18 protein-coding genes are annotated in these 19,920 nt (G+C 62.8%); 2 read left to right on the top strand and 16 right to left on the bottom strand.

The features are described from left to right. Positions 1-35 precede the first annotated feature (35 nt). From F6X39_RS15335 to F6X39_RS15265, 15 genes are all read right to left on the bottom strand, one after another. A complete protein-coding gene (locus F6X39_RS15335) occupies positions 36-614 on the bottom strand; it encodes a nuclear transport factor 2 family protein (protein ID WP_187617218.1) in 579 nt (192 codons plus the stop codon). After that, positions 611-1,444, bottom strand: coding sequence for an SDR family oxidoreductase (locus F6X39_RS15330; RefSeq protein ID WP_187617217.1), 834 nt, complete (start codon positions 1,442-1,444; stop codon positions 611-613). The genes F6X39_RS15335 and F6X39_RS15330 overlap by 4 nt, the downstream gene beginning before the upstream one ends. Before the next feature lie 15 nt (positions 1,445-1,459). Continuing rightward, positions 1,460-2,602 carry an acyl-CoA dehydrogenase family protein gene (locus tag F6X39_RS15325; RefSeq protein ID WP_187617216.1) on the bottom strand — a complete coding sequence of 381 codons (1,143 nt, stop codon included), beginning with the start codon at positions 2,600-2,602 and terminating at the stop codon, positions 1,460-1,462. 2 nt (positions 2,603-2,604) lie between these two features. Beyond that, positions 2,605-3,807, bottom strand: coding sequence for an acyl-CoA dehydrogenase family protein (locus F6X39_RS15320; protein ID WP_090808827.1), 1,203 nt, complete (start codon positions 3,805-3,807; stop codon positions 2,605-2,607). A 77-nt stretch (positions 3,808-3,884) separates the two neighbouring features. After that, complete coding sequence (locus F6X39_RS15315; RefSeq protein WP_187617215.1) at positions 3,885-4,664, bottom strand: enoyl-CoA hydratase/isomerase family protein; 780 nt, start codon at positions 4,662-4,664, stop codon at positions 3,885-3,887. Between the two features lie 48 nt (positions 4,665-4,712). Continuing rightward, positions 4,713-5,606 (bottom strand): crotonase/enoyl-CoA hydratase family protein, encoded by an 894-nt coding sequence (locus tag F6X39_RS15310; RefSeq protein WP_090808822.1) that lies wholly within the window; start codon positions 5,604-5,606, stop codon positions 4,713-4,715. Positions 5,607-5,638: 32 nt separating this feature from the next. Beyond that, positions 5,639-7,171, bottom strand: coding sequence for a class I adenylate-forming enzyme family protein (locus F6X39_RS15305; protein WP_187617214.1), 1,533 nt, complete (start codon positions 7,169-7,171; stop codon positions 5,639-5,641). A gap of 33 nt (positions 7,172-7,204) precedes the next feature. Then, entirely contained in the window at positions 7,205-8,020 is an 816-nt protein-coding gene (locus F6X39_RS15300; protein ID WP_187617213.1) for a 2-oxo acid dehydrogenase subunit E2, read from the bottom strand. 51 nt (positions 8,021-8,071) lie between these two features. After that, entirely contained in the window at positions 8,072-8,302 is a 231-nt protein-coding gene (locus tag F6X39_RS15295) for a biotin/lipoyl-containing protein (RefSeq protein ID WP_018425497.1), read from the bottom strand. A 43-nt stretch (positions 8,303-8,345) separates the two neighbouring features. Beyond that, a complete protein-coding gene (locus tag F6X39_RS15290) occupies positions 8,346-9,338 on the bottom strand; it encodes an alpha-ketoacid dehydrogenase subunit beta (RefSeq protein WP_184032226.1) in 993 nt (330 codons plus the stop codon). After that, entirely contained in the window at positions 9,335-10,321 is a 987-nt protein-coding gene (locus tag F6X39_RS15285; RefSeq protein WP_184064331.1) for a thiamine pyrophosphate-dependent dehydrogenase E1 component subunit alpha, read from the bottom strand. The genes F6X39_RS15290 and F6X39_RS15285 overlap by 4 nt, the downstream gene beginning before the upstream one ends. Positions 10,322-10,337: 16 nt before the next feature. Then, positions 10,338-12,047 carry an FAD-binding protein gene (locus F6X39_RS15280; protein WP_187617212.1) on the bottom strand — a complete coding sequence of 570 codons (1,710 nt, stop codon included), beginning with the start codon at positions 12,045-12,047 and terminating at the stop codon, positions 10,338-10,340. Further along, positions 12,047-13,405: an aromatic ring-hydroxylating oxygenase subunit alpha gene (locus F6X39_RS15275; RefSeq protein WP_187617211.1), complete on the bottom strand. Its 1,359-nt coding sequence runs from the start codon at positions 13,403-13,405 to the stop codon at positions 12,047-12,049. The genes F6X39_RS15280 and F6X39_RS15275 overlap by 1 nt, the downstream gene beginning before the upstream one ends. 140 nt (positions 13,406-13,545) lie before the next feature. Continuing rightward, on the bottom strand, positions 13,546-14,478 hold the full coding sequence (locus F6X39_RS15270) for an electron transfer flavoprotein subunit alpha/FixB family protein (RefSeq protein ID WP_187617210.1): 933 nt from the start codon (positions 14,476-14,478) through the stop codon (positions 13,546-13,548). Positions 14,479-14,480: 2 nt separating this feature from the next. Further along, positions 14,481-15,230, bottom strand: a complete 750-nt coding sequence (locus F6X39_RS15265) for an electron transfer flavoprotein subunit beta/FixA family protein (protein WP_187617209.1) — start codon at positions 15,228-15,230, stop codon at positions 14,481-14,483. 137 nt (positions 15,231-15,367) lie between these two features. Between F6X39_RS15265 and F6X39_RS15260 the strand changes: the two genes are divergently transcribed. Together F6X39_RS15260 and F6X39_RS15255 are read left to right on the top strand one after the other, a co-directional pair. Next, complete coding sequence (locus tag F6X39_RS15260) at positions 15,368-16,378, top strand: zinc-dependent alcohol dehydrogenase family protein (protein ID WP_187617208.1); 1,011 nt, start codon at positions 15,368-15,370, stop codon at positions 16,376-16,378. Between the two features lie 31 nt (positions 16,379-16,409). Continuing rightward, entirely contained in the window at positions 16,410-17,192 is a 783-nt protein-coding gene (locus tag F6X39_RS15255; protein ID WP_187617207.1) for a glucose 1-dehydrogenase, read from the top strand. A gap of 128 nt (positions 17,193-17,320) precedes the next feature. Here the strand turns inward: F6X39_RS15255 and F6X39_RS15250 are convergent, their stop codons facing one another. Further along, a complete protein-coding gene (locus F6X39_RS15250) occupies positions 17,321-19,804 on the bottom strand; it encodes an efflux RND transporter permease subunit (RefSeq protein WP_187617206.1) in 2,484 nt (827 codons plus the stop codon). Between the last annotated feature and the right edge of the window lie 116 nt (positions 19,805-19,920).

The raw sequence follows: 19,920 nt of genomic DNA, 5'->3' as shown, positions 1-19,920 counted from the left end.
ACGTGGCGGGCCAGGAGCCGAAGACGAGACCGCGCTTACGGCGCTTTCGTCAACGCGTCGATCGCGTGCTGTTCGCTGTTGCTCCAGAACGCCGCCCACGTCGGAAATCCTTGCGGAAGACGCGGCTGATACCGATCGCCTTCATACTTGCCGGGCCAGTTCTGCAAGCGCGGCGCACCGGGGCGAGCGAGCCAGTCCGTCGAATACCAATGCTGTTCGTCGCGACGCTCGAAGCACCACTGCCCGTCGCGCCGCACATAGTGATCGAAGTAGCAGATCGCCATCACCACCCACGCTCCGTTGTCCTCGTGCTCCGCGCGACAATAGACGCTTCCCGTCGCATGGTCGGCATCGGTGAAATCGACGACGTGGCCGCAGATCTGGTGAATGCTGCGATAAAAGCCGCGCAGAATATGCTCGGACCCGTAGAACGTGTTCAATGCCGCGCGCCCTACGCCCCATCGGCCGCAATTGACGTCTTCGGCGAACAGTTGCACCAGGCTGTCCAGATCGCGCGAATCGACCGCGAGCGCGTATCGGACGGGCAATTGTTGGATGGCGAGCTGCGCCTCGATGCGCTCGACACGCGCGAGCAGCGCTGAATCCGTCGTCATGCCTTCCCCTTCGTAGCGTTGGCCATCGCGGCCGGGCGCGCGCGGATTTCGTCGGCATAGTAAGGCTGGTGTGAAAGAAGTCCGCCATCGACGTTGAACACCTGGCCCGTGACGAACGCCGCCTCATCCGAAGCGAGATACACCACCGCGTGTGCAATGTCTTCGGGCTGCCCGAGGCGAGGCGTGAGATGGTGGCTCAGCATCATCTCTCCGGTCTCCCCCGCGTAGTACGCCTGGGTCACCGGCGTGACGATCAGGCCCGGAGCGATCGCGTTGCAGCGTATCCCCTCCTTGCCGTGCTGCGCGGCGACGTAGCGCGTCAGCGCCTCGATACCGGCCTTGCAGACACCGTACGCGCTGTACCCCAGCGCGCCCGCCTGAGCGGCACCGGAAGAGGTATTGATAATCGAACCGCCGCCTCGTGCGCGCATCAGCGGCAGCGCGCACCGCGAGGCCAGCATGGTGCCGCGAAGATTGATGCGCATCGTGTCGTCCCAGACCCCGACGTCGAGTGCCTCGACTGCCGCATCGGCAGTACTGGAAAGCGATGTGGCCGCGGCGTTGTTATGCAGGATATCGAGCCCGCCCCAAGTCTTGAGCGTCAGATCGAACAATGCATCGATCGAACTTTCGTCGCCGATATCGACCTGCGCCGGGACCGCGTGCCCCCCCGCTTCGTTGATACGACGAACCTGTTCCTGCGCGCCTTCGAGATTCAGGTCCGCCACGACGATCAAGGCGCCCTCCTGCGCGAGCCTGGCGGCACAGGCAGCGCCGATACCGGATGCGGCCCCGGTCACGATGGCAATCTTTTGCTTCACGCGTTGCATGATCTGCTCCCTGTCTCAGGCCGTTATCGGTGTCCGGCCGCCTGCTGCAAATCGGTCGAGATGAAAGTCGATATCGCCGAACATCTTCTCCATCATCGTCATCTTGCGGAAGTAGTGCCCTACCGGATATTCCTCGGTGAGCCCCATGCCTCCGTGCAACTGGATGCCCTGCGCGCAAACGAAGCGATTGGCGCGCGCGGCAACGGCTTTGGCCGCCGAGATGACGCGGCTGCGTTCGGCCGCCGGGCCGTTCAGGTGCGCGATCCCGCAGTACAGCATCGAACGCGCCTCCTGCGTGGCGACGAACATCTCAGCCATGCGATGCTGCAACGCCTGGAACTTGCCGATCGGCTGGCCGAACTGCGAGCGTCCCTTGATGTACTCCGAGGTGATCGCCATCACGGCTTCCATCATGCCAAGGCTCTCGGCCACGCTCGCGAGACTGGCGAGTTCCGTTGCCTGCGTGAGCACCTGCAGCGAGCGTTCAGGTCCGACGATCAATGCATCTTCACTGAGCTCGACGTTATGCAGGTCGATATCCGCGGCACGCGATCCATCGAGCAAGCGGTACGACCGGCACGTTACGCCCGCGGCCCGGCGATCGACAAGAAAAACGCCCACGCCTTGCGACGCGCCTTCGACTCGCGCGGTCACGAGCAGCTGGTCAGCCGACGCGCCGGCGATCACCAGCGTCTTCGCGCCGCTGATCAGGTAACCCGAGGCGCTCTTGAGCGCGTGCGTTTGCGCGTGGCATCCCAGCTTGTACCGGCTGCCCGCTTCGCTGTCCGCGAGCGACAGCAGCAGCGTGCCGTCGATGACGGCGGGCAGCAGCGTCTCACGCCGGCGCCGCGCATCGCCTCGTTCGATGATCGTGGCGCAAAGCAGCGCCGTCTGCACGACCGGCTCGAGCGCCATACCGCGACCGAGCGCCTCCATCACGATCGCCGTTTCAACGAACGAGCACCCGAGACCGCCGACGTCTTCCGGCATCGTCAGCCCGAGCCAGCCAAGTTCGGCATAGGCGCGCCAATGTTCGCGGCTGAAGCCCTCTTGCTCCGATGCGACGCGCGTGCGCGCCTCGAATCCATACTCCTGCTGAACGTAGCGCTCTGCGCCGTCCTTCAGCATCAATTGTTCTTCGGAGAAGTTGAAGTCCATGGCTACAGTCCAAATGCCAGCTTGGCAATGATGTTCTTCTGCACTTCGCGCGCGCCGCCATAGATCGTGGATGCGCGAGCGATCAGATAGCCCGACGTGCGGCCGCCCATGTAATCCGGCCAATTTTCGTCGACCGCCAGATCACCCTGCGGCTCGCCGTGGTCGTCGAAACGCATCGCGCGGGGACCGAGTGCGTCCATTTGCAGCTGCGTCACGCGCTGTTGCATCTCCGACCCGCTGATCTTCAGCGCAGAGACGACCGCATCGAGATTGCGCTCGCTCTTCTCTTCGGCAAGGATGCGGAGCACCGACCATTCGAGCGCCATCAGGTCCGCTTCGACCTCCGCGACCTTGCGCGCGAACCCGGGTGTATCGATGAGCCGCACGCCGTCCTCCCGCTCCTGCCCCGCGATGTCTTTCGCGCGTTGCAGCTCGCGTTTGTTGAAGTACAGGAACGCGCTCGCCGTGCGCTCCTTCTCGAGGAGGTACTTCGCATAGGTCCATCCCATGCCGGCCTCGCCCACGAGATGCGACTTCGGCACACGCACGTTTTCGAGGAACACTTCATTCAGGCCCTTGCCGCCCTCGATCGAAACGATCGGACGCACCGTGATGCCCGGTGTGTCCATGTTGACCAGCAGGAAGGAAATGCCTCGTTGCGGCTTGACGCTCGTATCGGTCTTGACGAGGAAGAAGCCCCAATCGGCAATCGTTGCGTCGCTGGTCCAGATCTTCTGGCCGTTGATCACGTACTCGTCACCGTCGAGCACGGCCGTGGTCTTCAGTCCAGCCAGATCCGAGCCCGCGTTCGGCTCCGAAAAGCCCTGGCACCAGAACTCGTCGCCGCGCAGAATAGGCCCGAGAAAACGCTCCCTCTGCCAGTCCGAACCGAACGCGATGATGACGGGCGCCACCATCTGCGTCGACTGCCACCCGTAGTCCATGGCATCGGCGTTGTACAGCTCTTCCATGAAGATATGCTTGCGAAGCGCGCTCCAGCCGGTGCCGCCATGTTCGACGGGCCAATGGGGCGCACCCCAGCCGCGCTCGTACAGAATGCGCTGCCATCTGCGGATGTCATCGCGCGCAGGCGGATGCACGCCGACACGCCAGCGGCGTGAAATGTCGGCCGGCGCATGCTCACTGAAAAACGTTCTGACTTCCCGACGAAATGATTCGTCTTCCTCGCTATAGCCCAAATGCATGCCTGACTCCTGAATCTCTTGCGCCCTCGTTGTCTGCTCTGTTGCGCCACTGCGCCGCGCTTGCGCGGGTGCTCCGCCTAGCGGCCTCTGAAAGCCGGGGCGCGTTTTTCTCTCGCGGCGAGCCGGCCCTCCGCGGCGTCCTCTGAGTTCACCGCGAGCGCCACCGCGTTCAGTTCCTGCGCAAGAAACTCTTCCATGCCACCGGGGTTCAACCTGAACAACTGCTTGGTCAGCCCGAGCGAGAAAGTCGGGCCAGCCGCCAGCTCGCCAGCCAGCTTTTCGGCGGCCGCGTCAAGCTCGCCGTCCTCGACGAGATGGCTGGCAAGACCCATATCGAGTGCTTCCTTGCCGCTCAGCCGGCGATTCAGATACATGATTTCCTTGGCGCGAAACTCGCCGCAATGACGCGCAAGCAGATACACCATGCCGCCTTCAGGTAAGGTGGCGCGCATCAGGAAGGCGGGAATGAACTGCGCCGTATCGGAAACGATCAGCTGGTCCGCGCACAGCGCAAAGCTCCAGGCAATTCCCACGGCAACGCCTCGTACCGCCGCGACCACTGGCTTGTTCAGGTTGTACAACCGAAGCGCGATCTTCTGATACACCGCCATCGATGCGCGCGCGTGCGCCACGCTCATCTGCGGTGGCGCGGCGCCGCTGCCCTTGATGTCGGCACCGGCGCAAAATGCGCGGCCTGCGCCAGTGAGAATCACCGCGCGAATCTCCGGATCCTTTTCGATGCGATCGAGGTGGCCGAGAATCAGATCAAGCATTTCCGGCGTCAGCGCGTTGAGCTTCTCGGGGCGGTTCAGACACAGCGTCGCAACCGCGCCGTTCAAAGTGAGTTCAACATCCATGATGTTCGGATCTTCGTCTGAGTTTGGTTCGTCCGTTCGACGGTCTGGTCAACTGCCGCGAGCATGCAGGCGGATCATCCCGTCACCGAACGGCTCGTCGCGGCGCTTGAGCGCTTCCTTCAGGCCAACCGCCTCCATGTCCGCCTTGAACTGCGCGCGGCGCGGCCCCAGGCTCTGGTGAGCCCGTGAGTCGTTTTCCACCGCGAGCCGCTGAAGCGTGCGCGAACCGGCCAGCTCCAGCCCGATGTTGACAATGCGCTTGTTGGCCGCAAGCAGATCGGCATCGACAAACGACAGACGGCGTGCCAACTCGCCCACCTCCGCTTCGAGCTGCTCTGCCGGCACCGCATCCATGACGAGCCCGATCTTCGCGGCATCGCGGCCCGTCAGCGAGTCGCCGGACAGCAACAGACGCTTCGCCCACTGCGGGCCGACGTGATAGAACCACATATGCGCAGGCGGCGAGCCGTTCGCGCGCGTGGCGGGAAAGCCGATCCTTGCGTTGTCGGCGGCGATCACCATGTCGCACGCCAGCGCGAGATCCGTGCCGCCCGCAAGACAGTTGCCATGCACCTGCGCGATGATCGGCTTGTGGATATCGGCCATCAGATTGACCGTCTCCGACTGCCGCTCCATCGACCAGCAGTCGTCGTCGAAGCTGCGAATCGTTCCACGATAGTCACCCGGATCAGCGGCGTCCGCGGCCCGATCCGAATAGGTCGTCACCAGATCGTAGCCCGCGCAGAAGTCGCGGCCAGCTCCCGACAGCACGATCACGTTCACCGATTTGAGGTCGTCGGCTTCGAGCAATGCCGCCTTGAGTTCCTGCAGAAGCGGATTGTTGATGGCGTTGCGCTTGTCCGGACGACTCAGCGTGATGCGCGCAACGCGTTGCGCCACTTCAAACTTCACGCACTCCGATGTTTTCAGCCATTTGGCCATGGTCGATTCCCTCCAATTGAGGCGATTGCCGTTCACCGGGCAAACTGCGCGCGCAGACTGACCTTGCTGATCTTGCCCGTCGGCAGCCTCGGCAATTCGTCGACGAATGCAATGGCTTTCGGACATTTGTAGCTCGCGATCAAGCCGCGACAGAACTCGATCAACTCGGCTTCGCCCGCTTGCTCGCCACGGCGCAACACGACGATCGCCTTGACGCACTCTCCCCACTTCTCGTGCGGCACGCCGATCACCGCCACGTCGATGACTGCCGGATGCTGGAGCAGCGCATCTTCGACTTCACGGCTGTAGATGTTCTCGCCGCCGGAAATGATCATGTCCTTCTTGCGGTCGACGAGGAAAATGTAGCCGTCCTCGTCCTGGTAGCCCATGTCGCCCGAGCGATACCAGCCATCGCGCAGTGCTTCCACCGTCGCCACGCTGTTGTTCCAGTAGCCACTCAACTGCGTCAGCGAGCGCAGCCAGACCTCGCCGGTCTGACCTTGCGGCAGATCGTTGCCGTGATCGTCGACGATGCGCAGGTCGATGCCGGGGCACGGGCGCCCCACCGATGCGAGACGCCGTACCTGTTCCGGAGACCCTTTGGGCTTGACCTCGTGCGCAGGCAACCAGCAGGCGTTGCTCTCGGTCATGCCGTACTGGACCGAAAACACCGGGCCGAGCACCTGAATGCCGCGCGACAGCAGCGGCGCAGGCACCGGGGCTGCCGCCGTGACGATGTTTTCGATGCTGGACACGTCATAGCTCGACAGTTCGGGCACATCGAGGACCGCCTGAAGCATCGCGGCAACCATGAACGTGAAGGTGATGCGTTCTTCGGCGATCGTCTCGAGCATTTGCTTCGGCTCGAAGGCGCGATGCACGACCGTCGTGCCGCCCATCCAGGCCACCGAATTAACGAAGCCAATTCCACCGACGTGGAACGCCGGGGTCGTCTGTAGCACGCGGGTATTGCCCGAAAACTCCGTCACCAGCGCGCAGCTTTCGGCGGTGACGCACATGGCATGGTGCGTGCGCACGACGCCCTTGGGACGCCCCGTGGTGCCGCTCGTGTACATCAGGTACGCGTAGTCTTCCGGTTTCGAACGGATCGGCGGCCCTTCCACTGGGCCGGCTTCCATCACCGCCTCGAACGAAACGGCCCAATCCGGTGCGTCGCCAATGCAGATGTACTGCTCGATTTCGGGCAGTTGCGAACGCAGTCCGTTCACGACGTCGGCATACTGAGCCTCGAATACGAGCGCCTTGGGGGCCGCGTCCTTAAGAATATAAAGAATCTCCGCGGGGGCCAGCCTGAAATTGACGGTTGCCAGAATGAAGCCGGCCCATTCGCATGCACGGTAGCTCTCGTAGTACTCCGCGCAATTCATCGCGAGGATCGCAACCCGGTCCTGACGCCGCAGGCCGCGCTCATATAGCGCTCCCGAAAAGCGGCGTGCACGCTCCGCCAACTGACTGTGCGTCAGACGCCGGTCGGCGTACACGAGCGCCGTGTGGTCGGCATGCAAGCGCGCGTTTCGCTCGATCATCTCGCCAAGGGTTCTCATCTCAATCCTGTCGTTGTTTTGTCAGATCGACTGTTAGCCAGCGAGCGTCTGCGGATCGGCCAACACGGTTCCAATGAATGCGGCGAACCGCGCCGCGTCGGCTCCGTTGATCACTCGATGGTCGTAGCTGAGCGACAGGGGCAGCATCTTGCGCCAGCTGACGCCGCCGTCGTCCGCCGGCGCGGCTACCAGCCGGGTTTTAGTCACGCCGAGAATCGCCACCTCCGGCGCATTGACGATAGGCGTAAAACCAGTACCGCCAAAGCCGCCGAGCGAACTAATCGAAAAGCAACCGCCCGACATCTCTGCCATCGATAAACCCTTTTCGCGCGCCTTCTGCGAAATTGCTGCAAGTTCCACCGAGAGTTCTTCGACGCTCTTCCGGTCGCAATCGCGCAGCACCGGCACGAGCAATCCGAAGCGCGTGTCCACGGCGACCCCGATGTGGAAGTACTTCTTCAGAACGATGTTTTTGCCGTCACCGTCGAGCGACGCGTTGAATTGCGGGAACTCCTGCAAAGCCCGCACCACGGCTTTGATAAGGAAGACGAGCGGCGTCAGCTTAACCGCCGTGCCCGCCTCGTTACGGGCCTTGCGATAACTTTCGAGCGACGTAATATCAGCGTCGTCGTGGTGGGTCACATGTGGGATCGTCAGCCAGTTGCGCGACAGGAAGGCTCCTGTGAGCTTCTGGATGCGCGATACCGGCTTGACTTCCACCTCGCCGAATTCGGCGAAATCGACCTGCGGCCAAGGCGGCAGATTCGCGCCGAAAGCGGGGACTGCAGCCTCGCCGGGGCCGGTATTCACATCGGACTGCGGTCGCGTAGCAACGGATTCGACACTCATCGCGGATGCCTCTTCGAACGACTGTTGGACAGCGTGACGGCCTGCGGCCAATCAGACGATTTCCGCCAGCACCGTGCCGACGGGATACACTTCGCCAACCTGGGCAACGATGCGCAGCGTGCCCGACGCGGGCGACTCGACCTCCTGAATCGATTTGTCGCTTTCGAGCGCGTAGAGAATCTGCCCTTCGCTCACGGTTGCGCCGTCGTCCGCCAGCCATTCGGCTAGCGTGCCTTCGTTCATGGAAAAGCCCAGTTTGGGAAGCAGAACTTGTGTGGTCATGACCTTGCTCTATTGATGATGGAATTCCGGGTGTTCGTGCTGGTCATTTCAGCGTCGCGCGAACCGCCGATTCGATTTCGGCCACGCCCGGTACGAACGCGTCTTCGAGCGGCTTCGAGAACGGCACGGGGCAGAATTGCGCGCCTACGCGCTGCACGGGCGCCTTGAGCTCGCGAAACAGGGCTTCGTAGATACGGGATGCGATTTCCGCACCCACGCCGAACGGTTTGACGGCTTCGTGCACGACAACGGCGCGCCCGGTTTTTGCAACCGAAGTCAGGATAGTTTCGGTATCCAACGGAGAGACGGTGCGCAAATCGATCACTTCGCAGGCGACACCATCTTTCGCCAGCACTTCGGCAGCAGCCATGGCTTCCTGCACGCGGCGGCTGTAACTGATCACCGTCACGTCGGTACCCGCGCGAATCACGTTGGCTTTGCCAAGCGGAATCGCCACGCCGCGCTCCGGCGCACTGCCCGGATTCCAGTAGGTCGGCATGTTCTCGATGAAAAGGCAAGGGTCGTCATCACGGATGCAGGACAGCATCAAGCCATACGCATCGGCAGGATTCGACGGTGTGACGACCTTGATGCCGGCAACGTGCGCAAACCAGGCCTCGAGGTAGTCGGCATGTTGGCCACCCGTGCCGAAGCCCGCGCCCGTCATGGTGCGGATGACGATCGGCACATTGGTCTGTCCGCCCGACATGAACCGCAGCTTCGCGGCGTGATTCACGATCATGTCCATCGCGACGGTCGTGAAGTTCATCAGCATGATTTCCGCCACAGGACGCATCCCGACCATCGAAGCGCCGATTGCCGCACCGATGATGGCCTGCTCCGAAATCGGCGTCGAACGCACCCGCGACGTGCCGTATTTCGACGACAGTCCCTTCGTTACGCCGACAATGCCGCCCTCCTGGCCGTCGGCAACGTCTTCACCCAGCACGATTACGTTGGCGTCGGCGGCCATCGCGTCGTCGAGCGCGAAGTTGACCGCCTGGATGGTGTTGATGTTGGTTGGCTGCTGGCTCATGCAAGCACCTCGTCCTTGAAGATGTCGCGCCGAAGCTCCGCGACATCGGGATATTCGCTCGACAGCGTGAATTCGACCGCAGCGTCGATCTGCGCCTCGTGTTCGGCTTCCATCGCAACCAGTTGCTCCTCGGTCGCATGCTTCGCATCGATGAGCCACTGACGGAACAGCGGCACCGGATCCTTCGCGAGCCAGGCGGCCTTTTCGTGCTTGTCCATATAGGCGTCGGGGTCGCCGAACACGTGCCCCTGAAAGCGGAACGTGTTCGCTTCGATCAGCGTCGGGCCGCCGCCGTTGCGCGCGCGTTCGACCGCTTCGTGCGCCGCCTTGTGCATCTGAATCGGATCGTTGCCGTTCACCGTGATGCCCGGCATCTGGTAGGCGACGGCGCGCTGGGCGATGTTCGGCACGGACGTGCCATACGCGTATTTGGTGTGCTCGGCATAGCCGTTGTTCTGGCAGACGAAAATCACCGGCAACTTCCACACGGACGCCATGTTCAGCGACTCGTGGAAGGCGCCAATGTTTGATGCGCCGTCACCGAAGTAGGCCACGGCCACGCGCGATTCACCACGAATCTGCGCGGCGAGCGCAAGCCCATTTGCGATCGGCATCGAACTGCCGACAATCCCGGTCGTCACCATGACGCCCGACGCGGGATGCGTGACGTGCATCGGGCCGCCCTTGCCTTTGCACGTCCCCGTCACTCGCCCTCCGAGCTCGGCCCAGAGTTCCTTGAGCGGCACACCTTTGGCGATCATGTCGTGGACGCCGCGGTAGATCGTGCAGATGTAGTCGTCGTCGCTGAGACACACCGACATCGCCGACGGAATCACTTCCTGGCCGCGCGGCGAGTAGTACGGCATCACCAGCTTGCCGGCCTTGATAACGGCACGAAAGCGCTCATCGTTCTGCTTGATGAGAGCCATGCGCCTGTAGATGTCGACCAGGACTTCGCTGCTGGGCGGCTGATAGGCATTCATTCGTCACTCTCCTGTGTCACCAGATCTTTTGCGCGCCGCTCGCATGCAGCGCCGCGATGTAACCGAACACGAACGATGCGCCGATGCTGCTGCCGGCGCCCGGATAACACCGGCCAACCACGGATGCCGTGCAGTTGCCGGTGGCGTACAGCCCAGGGATTTGCGAACCGTCGTCCTTCAGCACGCGCCCGTATTCGTCGGTCACGAGACCGCCTGCCGTGCCCACATCCCCTGGATACATGCGCACGGCGTAGAACGGCCCCTCCTCGATCGGCCCGAGATTGGGGTTCGGTTTGATGGTCGGGTCTCCATGACAGCGATCGAATGCGCGCGAGCCGCGACCGTAATCTTCGTCGACGCCCGTTTCGCAGAAGCCGTTGAAGCGCTTGACGGTCCCGAGCAGCCCAGCACGGTCGATACTGCATTTCGCGGCCAGTTCTTCGAGCGTGCCAGCCTTGATCATGTATCCACTGTCGAGCCACTTCTGCGGAATCTGGCCCGGCATCGCCGTGCCCCACGGGTAGTACTTACGCTGCCGGCTGTCCATGACGACCCATGCGGGAACGGCCTTACCGGTCTGCTTGTGGCGCTGGTACATGCGTTGACCGATTTCCATGTACGCTCCGGCTTCGTCGCAAAAGCGCTCGCCGTCCTGGTCGACCATGATCGAAAACGGCAGCGACAGGTCGAGGTGATGCATGAACGGCAGCGGCGAACCATCCGGCGCGCGTGCACCTTCGGGCAATTCCTCGTTGGGACCGAGCGACGTCACGACCCACCACGCTTCCTCCATGCAGTCCACTGCGCCGCCGAGCGCAATCGCGGCTTGCAGGATTTCACCGGTATCGCCCGGATTCGCATTGGTCCAGTCCGCGGACGACGGCTGCGGCTGGTACCTGCGGCGCATTTCCGCGTTGTGTGAAAAGCCGCCGGTATTCAGCAGGACGCCTTCGCGAGCGCGCACGCGCAACTCGCGGCCGCTGCGTACCGCGACGATGCCGGTCACGCGTCCATCCTCGACGATGAACTCGCGCACCGGCGTGTCCGTCCAGATCGGCACGTTCGCGCGCAGCGCCATCTGCAGCATGCGCCCCTGAATCGCCGCGCCGTTGGCCACGAGCTCCTTGCCGGTGATCTTCTGGTAGAGCATCCGGCCACCCAGTTGCATCGCCTTGCGCTTGCCGCCCCACGTCCGCTTCATCAGAAACAGTTGCGGATACTCGTCCGAGTTGGCCGGCATCGACGGCCCCTTGTAGCGCGACAGACGCGGCGCCCATTCGCCCAGTTCCTTCACGTCGAACAACCTGGCCAGCAGCGACCGGCCACGCGGCTCGCCGCCGGGCAGCGTGTCGTAGTAATCGGACCAGCCGTCCGCGTACACGAACTGCATCCCCTGCTGCTCGAGAAACTCGGCCATCTTCGGGCCGGTGCGCAGGTAAGCCTCGCGTCGCGCGTCAGAGGTGCCCGGGCCTTGATAAGTAACCGCCGCATCGAAGTACTGGCGCGCGCGTTCATAGGAATCGCTGACGCCGTGACGCTTCATCACATGATTGTTCGGAAGCCACCAGACCCCGCCCGAATATCCGGTCGAGCCGCCGACCTTCGCCTGCTTCTCGATGATCAGTGCTTTTTTGCCCACCGACTTGCAGGCAAGCGCCGCACACATCGAACCCCCGCCGCTGCCGACCACCACGAAGTCGTAGGTTGCGTCCCAGTTTGTCGACATCACTCATCCCGCGCGATGAATTCGCGCAGCGCGCGATGGAAGTTCGAAACCGACGATTCCTGCAGCGGATTGGTGCGCAAACCCTTGAAGCCGCGCGACTTCATGCCCTGCTGAACGTTGGTCATGTTCTGGAAGTCCTGCCACAGGATCAGGCCGAAGTTCTCCTGCGCGTTCTCCTTCCAGTCGTCCACGCCGTAATAGAACTCGCGCTTCAACGGCGGCTCCGCCCCAGGCGCGAAGCGCTGCAGCGACCAGATGTCGTAGATGCACGAATCCGGGTTGTCGCCGTCCGGCCGCGCGCGATAGAACAACGCGCCGTCCGGGTACGGCAGGAACACCAGATTCGGAAAGACGTGCCAGTCCGCTCCCGCGCGACCCAGTTGCTCGAAAGAGATCTCGGGCCAGCCCGCACCCTCGGCAATGGCCGCCTCGCGCTGAAATTCCATCGCCTTCCCAAGGACTTCGAACTGGTTACCCGACGGCGACATTTCGGTCATCAGGCGCTTCGCGGCTTCGTAATCGCGCGCGGTATTGATCGCCTTCAGAGTCTCTTCCATTACCCGGAAAAAGTTCACGAGCCCCTGGCGGACGTCTTCCGGCATCGGCTTGCCGGTTCGCGGCGAGGGCGCGCCGATCATCCGCGTAGCCGTCGAATAACCAAACATCCCATGGCGGCCATAGGAGAAACTGCGCGTCACGTCATCGCCGGCGACGTCGAGCAGTTGCGGATGGGTTGCCGCTACGTGATAACCCTCGTTGAACGCTTCGAGCGCAACCTTCCAGTTGCACGGCAGACGAATCGACTTGTACCAGCGGTAGCGCATCTTTTCGAACTCGAAGCAGTTCGTGATCTCCGGCACCGGGTCGAGAAATTTCGCGAGCGGCTCTGCATCCGGATCCATATTGATGAACACGAACCCGCCCCACGTATCGACCAGTACGTTCGTGAGACGAAGGTCCCCGTCAGCCATGTCCGGGCAACCTTCCCAATCTTGCCTGTCGAGCACACGCGCAAGACTGCCATCCAGATTCCACTGCCAGCCGTGATAGGCGCAGTGAAATTTCGCGGCCTTGCCACAGCCATTAGTCAGGCGCCGGCCACGGTGCTGGCAGACGTTGAAGAAGGCCTTGATCTGATCTCCCGCGGTTCGCACCACGATGATCGATTCGCCGGCCACGTCGAAGGTCACGAAGTCGCCCACGTTGGGAATCTCTTCGAGACGGCAGGCGACCTGCCAGATTCGCGGCCAGAGGCGCTCTTTCTCGCGCTCGAGAAACTGATTCGACAGGTAACTGTCCTTCGGGACAAAATCGAGGCGGACAGTGTGCTCACCCGAATCGGGACTGGTGTTACCCATTGTTATCTCCTTCGTCATATGGCCGGCGTAGGCACCGGTTCCGCCTTTTTATGTGGGGGCCGCGCAGTCGACGGCCATATTGCAACTAGCTGTTCAATTATCTTGAACAGCGTTCCGCTCGGTGTCAATCCGGGCGAACGTCAATCGAGCGCCGTGGTCAGTGCCGGGACAGCGTCGAAGAGGTCGGCGCTCAGACCGTAGTCGGCCACCTGAAAGATCGGCGCCTCGCTGTCCTTGTTGATCGCGACGATGACTTTCGAGTCCTTCATACCGGCGAGATGCTGAATCGCGCCTGAGATACCCACCGCGATATACAACTGAGGCGCGACGATCTTGCCGGTCTGGCCGACCTGATAGTCGTTCGGCACGAAGCCGGCGTCGACCGCGGCGCGCGACGCGCCGACTGCGGCGCCAAGCTTGTCCGCGAGCGCGTCGAGCAGTTTGAAGTTGTCGCCGTTCTGCATGCCTCGGCCGCCCGACACCACGATGTTGGCTGCCGCAAGCTCCGGCCGGCTCGATTTCGTCAGTTCCTGGCCGACGAAACGGGCCTTGTCGAAAACCGCTGCCGATGCGACTGCGCGCGACGGCGCGGCGGCCGAACCGGTAGCGGCCGCATCGAAGGCGGTCGGACGAATCGTGACGACCTTGATTGCGTCGGACGATTGGACCGTGGCGAGTGCATTGCCGGCGTAGATCGGACGCACGAACACATCGGGGGCCTTGAAAGCGATCACGTCGGAAATCTGCGCGCTGTCGAGCAGCGCGGCCACCCGCGGCATGAAGTTCTTGCCCACGGCCGTGGAGGCCGCGATCACGTGCGTATAACCGCTAGCCAGCGAAACGACGAGTGCGGCCAGATTTTCCGGCAGCCCATGCGCGTATTCGGGTGCATCCGCGACGAGCACTTCGGCGACGCCGGCAACGTTCGCGGCCTGCTCTACCACCGCCGACGCACCGTGGCCTGCGACCAGTACATGAATCTCGCCGCCCGCAGCGCCCGCCGCCGTGATGGCGTTGAGCGTGGCGCGCTTGAGGCTTGCGTTGTCGTGTTCGGCGATAACGAGAATAGTCATGATCAGATCACCTTCGCTTCGTGACGAAGCTTTTCAATCAGCGCTGCAACATCGGGAACCATCACGCCGCCCTTACGCGCCGGCGGCTCGGTCACTTCGAGAACCTTCAGACGAGGTGCAACGTCGACCCCAAGCGCGTCGGGGCTCAGCGTCTCCAGCGGCTTCTTCTTCGCTTTCATGATGTTGGGCAGCGTCACATAGCGCGGACTATTCAGACGCAAGTCCGTCGTGACCACCGCCGGCAGATCGAGCGCGACACGTTCGAGTCCGCCATCGATCTCACGCGTGACGAGCAGTTGTTGACCGTCCACTTCCGTCTTGAACGCGAACGTGGCTTGCGGCCAGCCGAGCAACGCGGCGAGCTTCTGGCCGGTTTGTCCCGCGTCGTTGTCGATGGCCTGCTTGCCGAGCAGCACCAGTTGCGGAGTTTCCCGCGCGGCCACGGCGGCCAGCAGCTTGGCGACCGCGAGCGGCTGCAGATCCGCATCGCTTTCCACCAGCACCGCGCGATCAGCCCCCATCGCGAGCGCCGTACGCAGTACCTCCTGCGATTGCGTGGTTCCCGCGGACACCACGACGACTTCACTCGCCACGCCCGCTTCCTTGAGGCGCACCGCCTCCTCCACCGCGATCTCATCGAACGGGTTCATGGCCATTTTCACGTTGGCCAGATCGACGCCCGAACCATCGGACTTCACCCGAGGTTTCACGTTGTAGTCGATCACGCGCTTCACCGCGACCAGTATTTTCAATTTGACGCTCCGAACGCTTTGTTGAACAATGTTCTATATTCTGAACTAATCTTTTTGTAGCTGTCAACGAGAAGAATGAGGAGGACGTCGCTTGTCGCTCAATTCGACGCCCTCGTTCGACACCATGGAGACGACCAATGAAGCTCTATCGATGTGAACGGTTTGAAGGTATTGCGGGTCTGGCACTACGCGAGGAACCCGATCCGGCGCCGCCCGGCGCTCACCAGGTACTGGTACAGGTCAATGCGAGTTCGTTGAATTTCCGCGAGTTGCTGCTGGTCAACGGTGCGTATCGCGACTGGATGGCGCCTAACTTCATTCCGGCCTCGGACGGCGCGGGCGTCGTGCATGCCGTCGGCCCAGGCGTGCGGCGCTTCCGACCCGGCGACCGGGTGATGGCCAATTTCGCGCAGAACTGGCACGGCGGCACCCGCCCGCAACACGCGGATACGCTGGGCCGCGGCGCTATCGTCGAAGGCATGCTGCGCGACAAGGCGGTGCTGAGCGAGGAAGAGCTGGTTAGCGTTCCGGATCATCTTTCCGACGAGGAGGCCGCAACGCTGCCTTGCGCCGCGCTCACCGCATGGAACGCGCTGTGCCAGCATGCGCCGCTGCTGCCGGGCCAAACCGTGCTCGTACAGGGCTCTGGCGGGGTATCGCTGTTCGCTCTGCAGCTCGCCCGTCTGTTCGGCGCGCGCGTGATCGCGACTTCGTCGAGCGAAGCGAAGCTCAAACGGCTTGCCGAACTCGGCGCCGACGCCACGATCAACTACCGCGACACGCCGAATTGGGATGACGCCGTGCTGCGCCTGACCGATGGCTTTGGGGTCGATCTGGTCGTCGAGGTGGGCGGCGCCCAAACCTTCGGCAAGTCCATTGCCGCCACTCGCGACAGCGGGCGCATCAGCGTGGTCGGACTGCTGACCGGCGCCCCCTCTCCCGGCGAAGGATTCTTCGCGCGCGGACTGTCGATCGCGCCGATCCGCGTCGGCTCCCGTCAGGATTTCGAAGCGATGAACCGCGCGATCGGACTCCACAAGCTCAAGCCCGTCATCGACTCGGTTTATGACTTTGCGCGCGTACCGGATGCGCTGCGGCACCTCGAAAGCCAGCAGCATTTCGGCAAGATCGTCATTCGCCACCGGTAACCAGCCTTCGCATGATCCACGGAGTCAGACTATGAAACTCTTTTCACTGGAAGGACAGATTGCGCTCGTCACCGGCGCGTCGCGCGGCCTCGGCTTCGCCATGGCTAACGCGCTGGCGGCAGCGGGTGCGACGGTGATACTGTGCGCGCGTTCGCGCGCGAGCCTCGAAACCGCTGCGAAATCGATTCGTCAAGCGGGCGGCGACGTCGATATCGAACCGTTCGACCTCACCGATCAGGGCGCAATCAGAAACGGCGTTCGCAACGTCCTTGCACGCCACGGACGCATCGACGTCCTGCTCAACAATGCCGGCATTTGCGAGTGGAGTGATTTTCTGCAGTCGAACCTCGACATGTGGCAAAGAACGATGGATACCAACGTCACGGCCGCCTACGTGCTCGCGCAGGAAGTTGCGCGCCAGATGATCGACCGCGGACACGGACGCATCATCAACGTCGGGTCTTATGTGTCGGTGCTCGGTCGCGAGAAGCTGCAGGCATACGTGGCCAGCAAGCACGCGATTGCCGGACTGACGAAATCGCTCGGCGCGGAACTGGGCCGACACGGCATTCGTTGCAACGGCATCTGCCCCGGCTACTTCCTCACCGAAATGGCCGAGCCTGTCACGTCCAACCCGCAGATGAAGGAAATCGTGCGCTCGCATATCTCGGTGGGACGCTGGGGGAACCCCGAGGAACTCGGCGGCGTCGCGGTTTTTCTCGCCTCCGAAGCGAGCTCCTACATGAATGGGCAAATGCTGATGGTCGACGGCGGGGTCTCGGAGATCCTGAGCTTCTCGATGTCCGTGGTGTAGCGCAACGAGCGGTTCGCCCCAACACGCCGCGTGACCTGCAGGCAACCCGGCCCGCTATCTCCACGGATAGCGGGCCAATTCTTTTGTCCTGCCAGGGTGCCGCTTGAAGAGCGGCACCCGTTACGCAGTCACGACCGCAGCGTTGCCTCACCGCTACAGGCCTCGACCTTCGTGGAACCGGCGGCGCCGCCCTTCGCCACTGCTTTACGCGAAATGCCTTGCAGCAGGAAATGCGACAGCGCCGGAATGAGGATCAGCGCGCCGATCATGTTCCACAGGAACATGAACGTGAGCAGGATGCCCATATCGGCCTGGAACTTGATCGGCGAGAACGCCCACGTTACGACGCCGGCAGCCAACGTCACACCGACCAGCGCCACGACCTTCCCGGTGAACTGCACCGCGTGCCGATAGGCTACACGCAGCGGCTGCCCAGCGCGCTGATACGCGAGCTGCACACTCAGCAGATAGAGCGCATAGTCGACGCCGATGCCCACGCCCAGCGCGATCACCGGCAGCGTTGCCACCTTCACGCCGATGCCGAGCTTGACCATCAGCGCCTCGCACAGCACCGACGTGATCCCGAGCGGCACGACCGCCACCACGACCGCGCGCCAGCTGCGGAACGTGATGAAGCACAGCAGGATCACCGCCGCATACACCATCAACAGCATCGTGCGGTTCGCCTTGGCAACAACGACGTTCGTCACCGCGTCGATGCCCGCCGACCCGGCGACCATCAGGAATTGATGATCGGCGTCGCTATGGGTTTTCGCGAATGCCTCTGCAGCCTCCATCACGCGCGACAGCGTCGCCGCTTTGTGATCGGTCAGATAGGCGATGACCGGTGCGGTGCCGCAGGTCTGGCTCAGCAGATCAGGATGATCGAGCAGGATCTGCCACACCGTCTTGTTCACGATTGAAGGCACGCGGTCGATCGTGTACCACTTCGGGTAGCCCTCGTAGAACCCGGACGTCATCCAGCGCGCGAGACCGCCGACCGAGGTGGTGGTCTGCACCCCCGGCACGCCCCGCAGTGCGGTTTCGAGCCGGTCCGCCTCGAGCACCAGCGGGAAGTTGTTGGCGTCGCAGGTGCCGTGCGACGACTTGCCGATCACGACGAACAGGTCGCTCGACAGACCGTAGTGCGCGTTGGTGTACGCGTTGTCGAGGTTATAACGCGACTCCGGCCTGAGTTCCGGCGCGCCCGAATCGAGGTCGCCGATCTGCAGGTGCTGACTGATCGACCAGCCGAACACCGTGAGCGCCGCCGCACAAACGATCGCACCGACAGCCCAGCGGCGCTCGGTGAAGCGATCAAGCAGATTCCACAACGCGCCCGCCGACGAGGTGCCGCGCGCGTCGTTCTGCTCGCCACGCACGCTGCGTCGTGCAGCCGACGGACTCACACCAATGTATGACAGTAGTACCGGCAGCAGCAGCAGGTTGGTGAAGACCAGCACGCCCACGCCAACGCTCGCGGTAAATGCCAGATCCTTGATTACCGGAATGTCGATCACCATCAGCACGGCGAAGCCAACCACGTCCGCGAGCAACGCCGTGAGACCGGCGAGGAAAAGCCGCCGGAACGTGTAGCGCGCCGCCACGTAGCGATGCGTGCCACGCCCGATGTCCTGCGTGATCCCGTTCATCTTCTGCGCGCCGTGCGAGACGCCGATCGCGAAAACGAGAAACGGTACGAGCACCGAGTACGGGTCTAGCACATAGCCGAGCGTGCGAATGATGCCGAGCTGCCAGACCACCGCAATCAGCGAACACCCCACCACCAGCAGCGTGCTGCGATAGCAGCGCGTATAGAGAAAGATCACGACGAGGGCGATCCCCGCGGCCGCGCCGAAGTACATCGCTACCAGCTTGAGTCCGTCGATCAGGTCGCCGATCAGTTTCGCGAAGCCCACCACGTGAACCTGCACCTCGCCGCGGCCCTCCGCTTTGATGACCTCGTCGATCCGGTGCGAGAGCTTCGCGTAGTCGAGCGGCTTGCCGGTATCGGCGTAATGATCGAGCAGCGGCAGCTGGATCATGCTCGAATGCAGATCGTTCGACACGAGGCTGCCCACGATGTTGGCGCGGGCAACGTTGGTGCGCAGCTGTTCGACTGCCTGCGCGGACGCGTCGAAGCCGTCCGGCATCACCGGTCCCCCTGCGAAGCCGCGCTCCGTGACCACGTTCCAGCGCACGATCGGCATCCAGAGCGACTTCACGCCAGGCCGGTCGACGCCCGGAATCAGGAACAACGCGTCGTTGATACGCCGCAGCGCCGCGAGATATTTCGGATCGTAGATGTCACCCGACGGATTCTCGACGACGATCCGCAGCGAATTGCCGAGTCCTTTCAGATCCGCCTTGTTGGCGAGGTAGTTTTTGATGTACGGATGCGACAGCGGAATCATCTTCTCGAAGCTCGCATTCACATCGAGCCGCAGCGCCTGAAATCCAAGCACCGCCGTGATGATCGCGCAGATGATGATGAGCCACGGACGCCGGTTGAAGATCAACCGCTCGAGCGCGTTACCCGAGCGCGTATCGAAGCTGGCAAGATCCGCCACCACGGGCATCTTGTCGAATTGGGCATTGTTGCCGCCAGCCATGTCTGCTCCCCCTTAGGGTCTGTTTACATATGGAACGCACGTGCGTTGCCGCGAGAAGGGCCGCTCGCAAGGATTGCGACGCCGCGAATACTCGACGTATTCGCAAGGAGCATGAC

This window comes from Paraburkholderia sp. UCT2 (assembly GCF_014397665.1).
Classification (GTDB): Bacteria; Pseudomonadota; Gammaproteobacteria; order Burkholderiales; family Burkholderiaceae; genus Paraburkholderia; species Paraburkholderia tuberum.
Note: the sequence above shows the minus strand (reverse complement) of the source record. Positions and strands in the feature narration are given on the sequence as shown.

Bases quoted from the DNA above. Each gene is read 5' to 3' on its own strand.
- F6X39_RS15280 (WP_187617212.1), bottom strand. From the start codon at position 12,047: ATGTCGACAAACTGGGACGCAACCTACGACTTCGTGGTGGTCGGCAGC.
- F6X39_RS15300 (WP_187617213.1), bottom strand. From the start codon at position 8,020: ATGAGTGTCGAATCCGTTGCTACGCGACCGCAGTCCGATGTGAATACC.
- F6X39_RS15250 (WP_187617206.1), bottom strand. From the start codon at position 19,804: ATGGCTGGCGGCAACAATGCCCAATTCGACAAGATGCCCGTGGTGGCG.
- F6X39_RS15330 (WP_187617217.1), bottom strand. From the start codon at position 1,444: ATGCAACGCGTGAAGCAAAAGATTGCCATCGTGACCGGGGCCGCATCC.
- F6X39_RS15260 (WP_187617208.1), top strand. From the start codon at position 15,368: ATGAAGCTCTATCGATGTGAACGGTTTGAAGGTATTGCGGGTCTGGCA.
- F6X39_RS15255 (WP_187617207.1), top strand. From the start codon at position 16,410: ATGAAACTCTTTTCACTGGAAGGACAGATTGCGCTCGTCACCGGCGCG.
- F6X39_RS15305 (WP_187617214.1), bottom strand. From the start codon at position 7,171: ATGAGAACCCTTGGCGAGATGATCGAGCGAAACGCGCGCTTGCATGCC.
- F6X39_RS15270 (WP_187617210.1), bottom strand. From the start codon at position 14,478: ATGACTATTCTCGTTATCGCCGAACACGACAACGCAAGCCTCAAGCGC.
- F6X39_RS15315 (WP_187617215.1), bottom strand. From the start codon at position 4,664: ATGGATGTTGAACTCACTTTGAACGGCGCGGTTGCGACGCTGTGTCTG.
- F6X39_RS15285 (WP_184064331.1), bottom strand. From the start codon at position 10,321: ATGAATGCCTATCAGCCGCCCAGCAGCGAAGTCCTGGTCGACATCTAC.
- F6X39_RS15310 (WP_090808822.1), bottom strand. From the start codon at position 5,606: ATGGCCAAATGGCTGAAAACATCGGAGTGCGTGAAGTTTGAAGTGGCG.
- F6X39_RS15275 (WP_187617211.1), bottom strand. From the start codon at position 13,405: ATGGGTAACACCAGTCCCGATTCGGGTGAGCACACTGTCCGCCTCGAT.
- F6X39_RS15295 (WP_018425497.1), bottom strand. From the start codon at position 8,302: ATGACCACACAAGTTCTGCTTCCCAAACTGGGCTTTTCCATGAACGAA.
- F6X39_RS15325 (WP_187617216.1), bottom strand. From the start codon at position 2,602: ATGGACTTCAACTTCTCCGAAGAACAATTGATGCTGAAGGACGGCGCA.
- F6X39_RS15320 (WP_090808827.1), bottom strand. From the start codon at position 3,807: ATGCATTTGGGCTATAGCGAGGAAGACGAATCATTTCGTCGGGAAGTC.
- F6X39_RS15335 (WP_187617218.1), bottom strand. From the start codon at position 614: ATGACGACGGATTCAGCGCTGCTCGCGCGTGTCGAGCGCATCGAGGCG.
- F6X39_RS15290 (WP_184032226.1), bottom strand. From the start codon at position 9,338: ATGAGCCAGCAGCCAACCAACATCAACACCATCCAGGCGGTCAACTTC.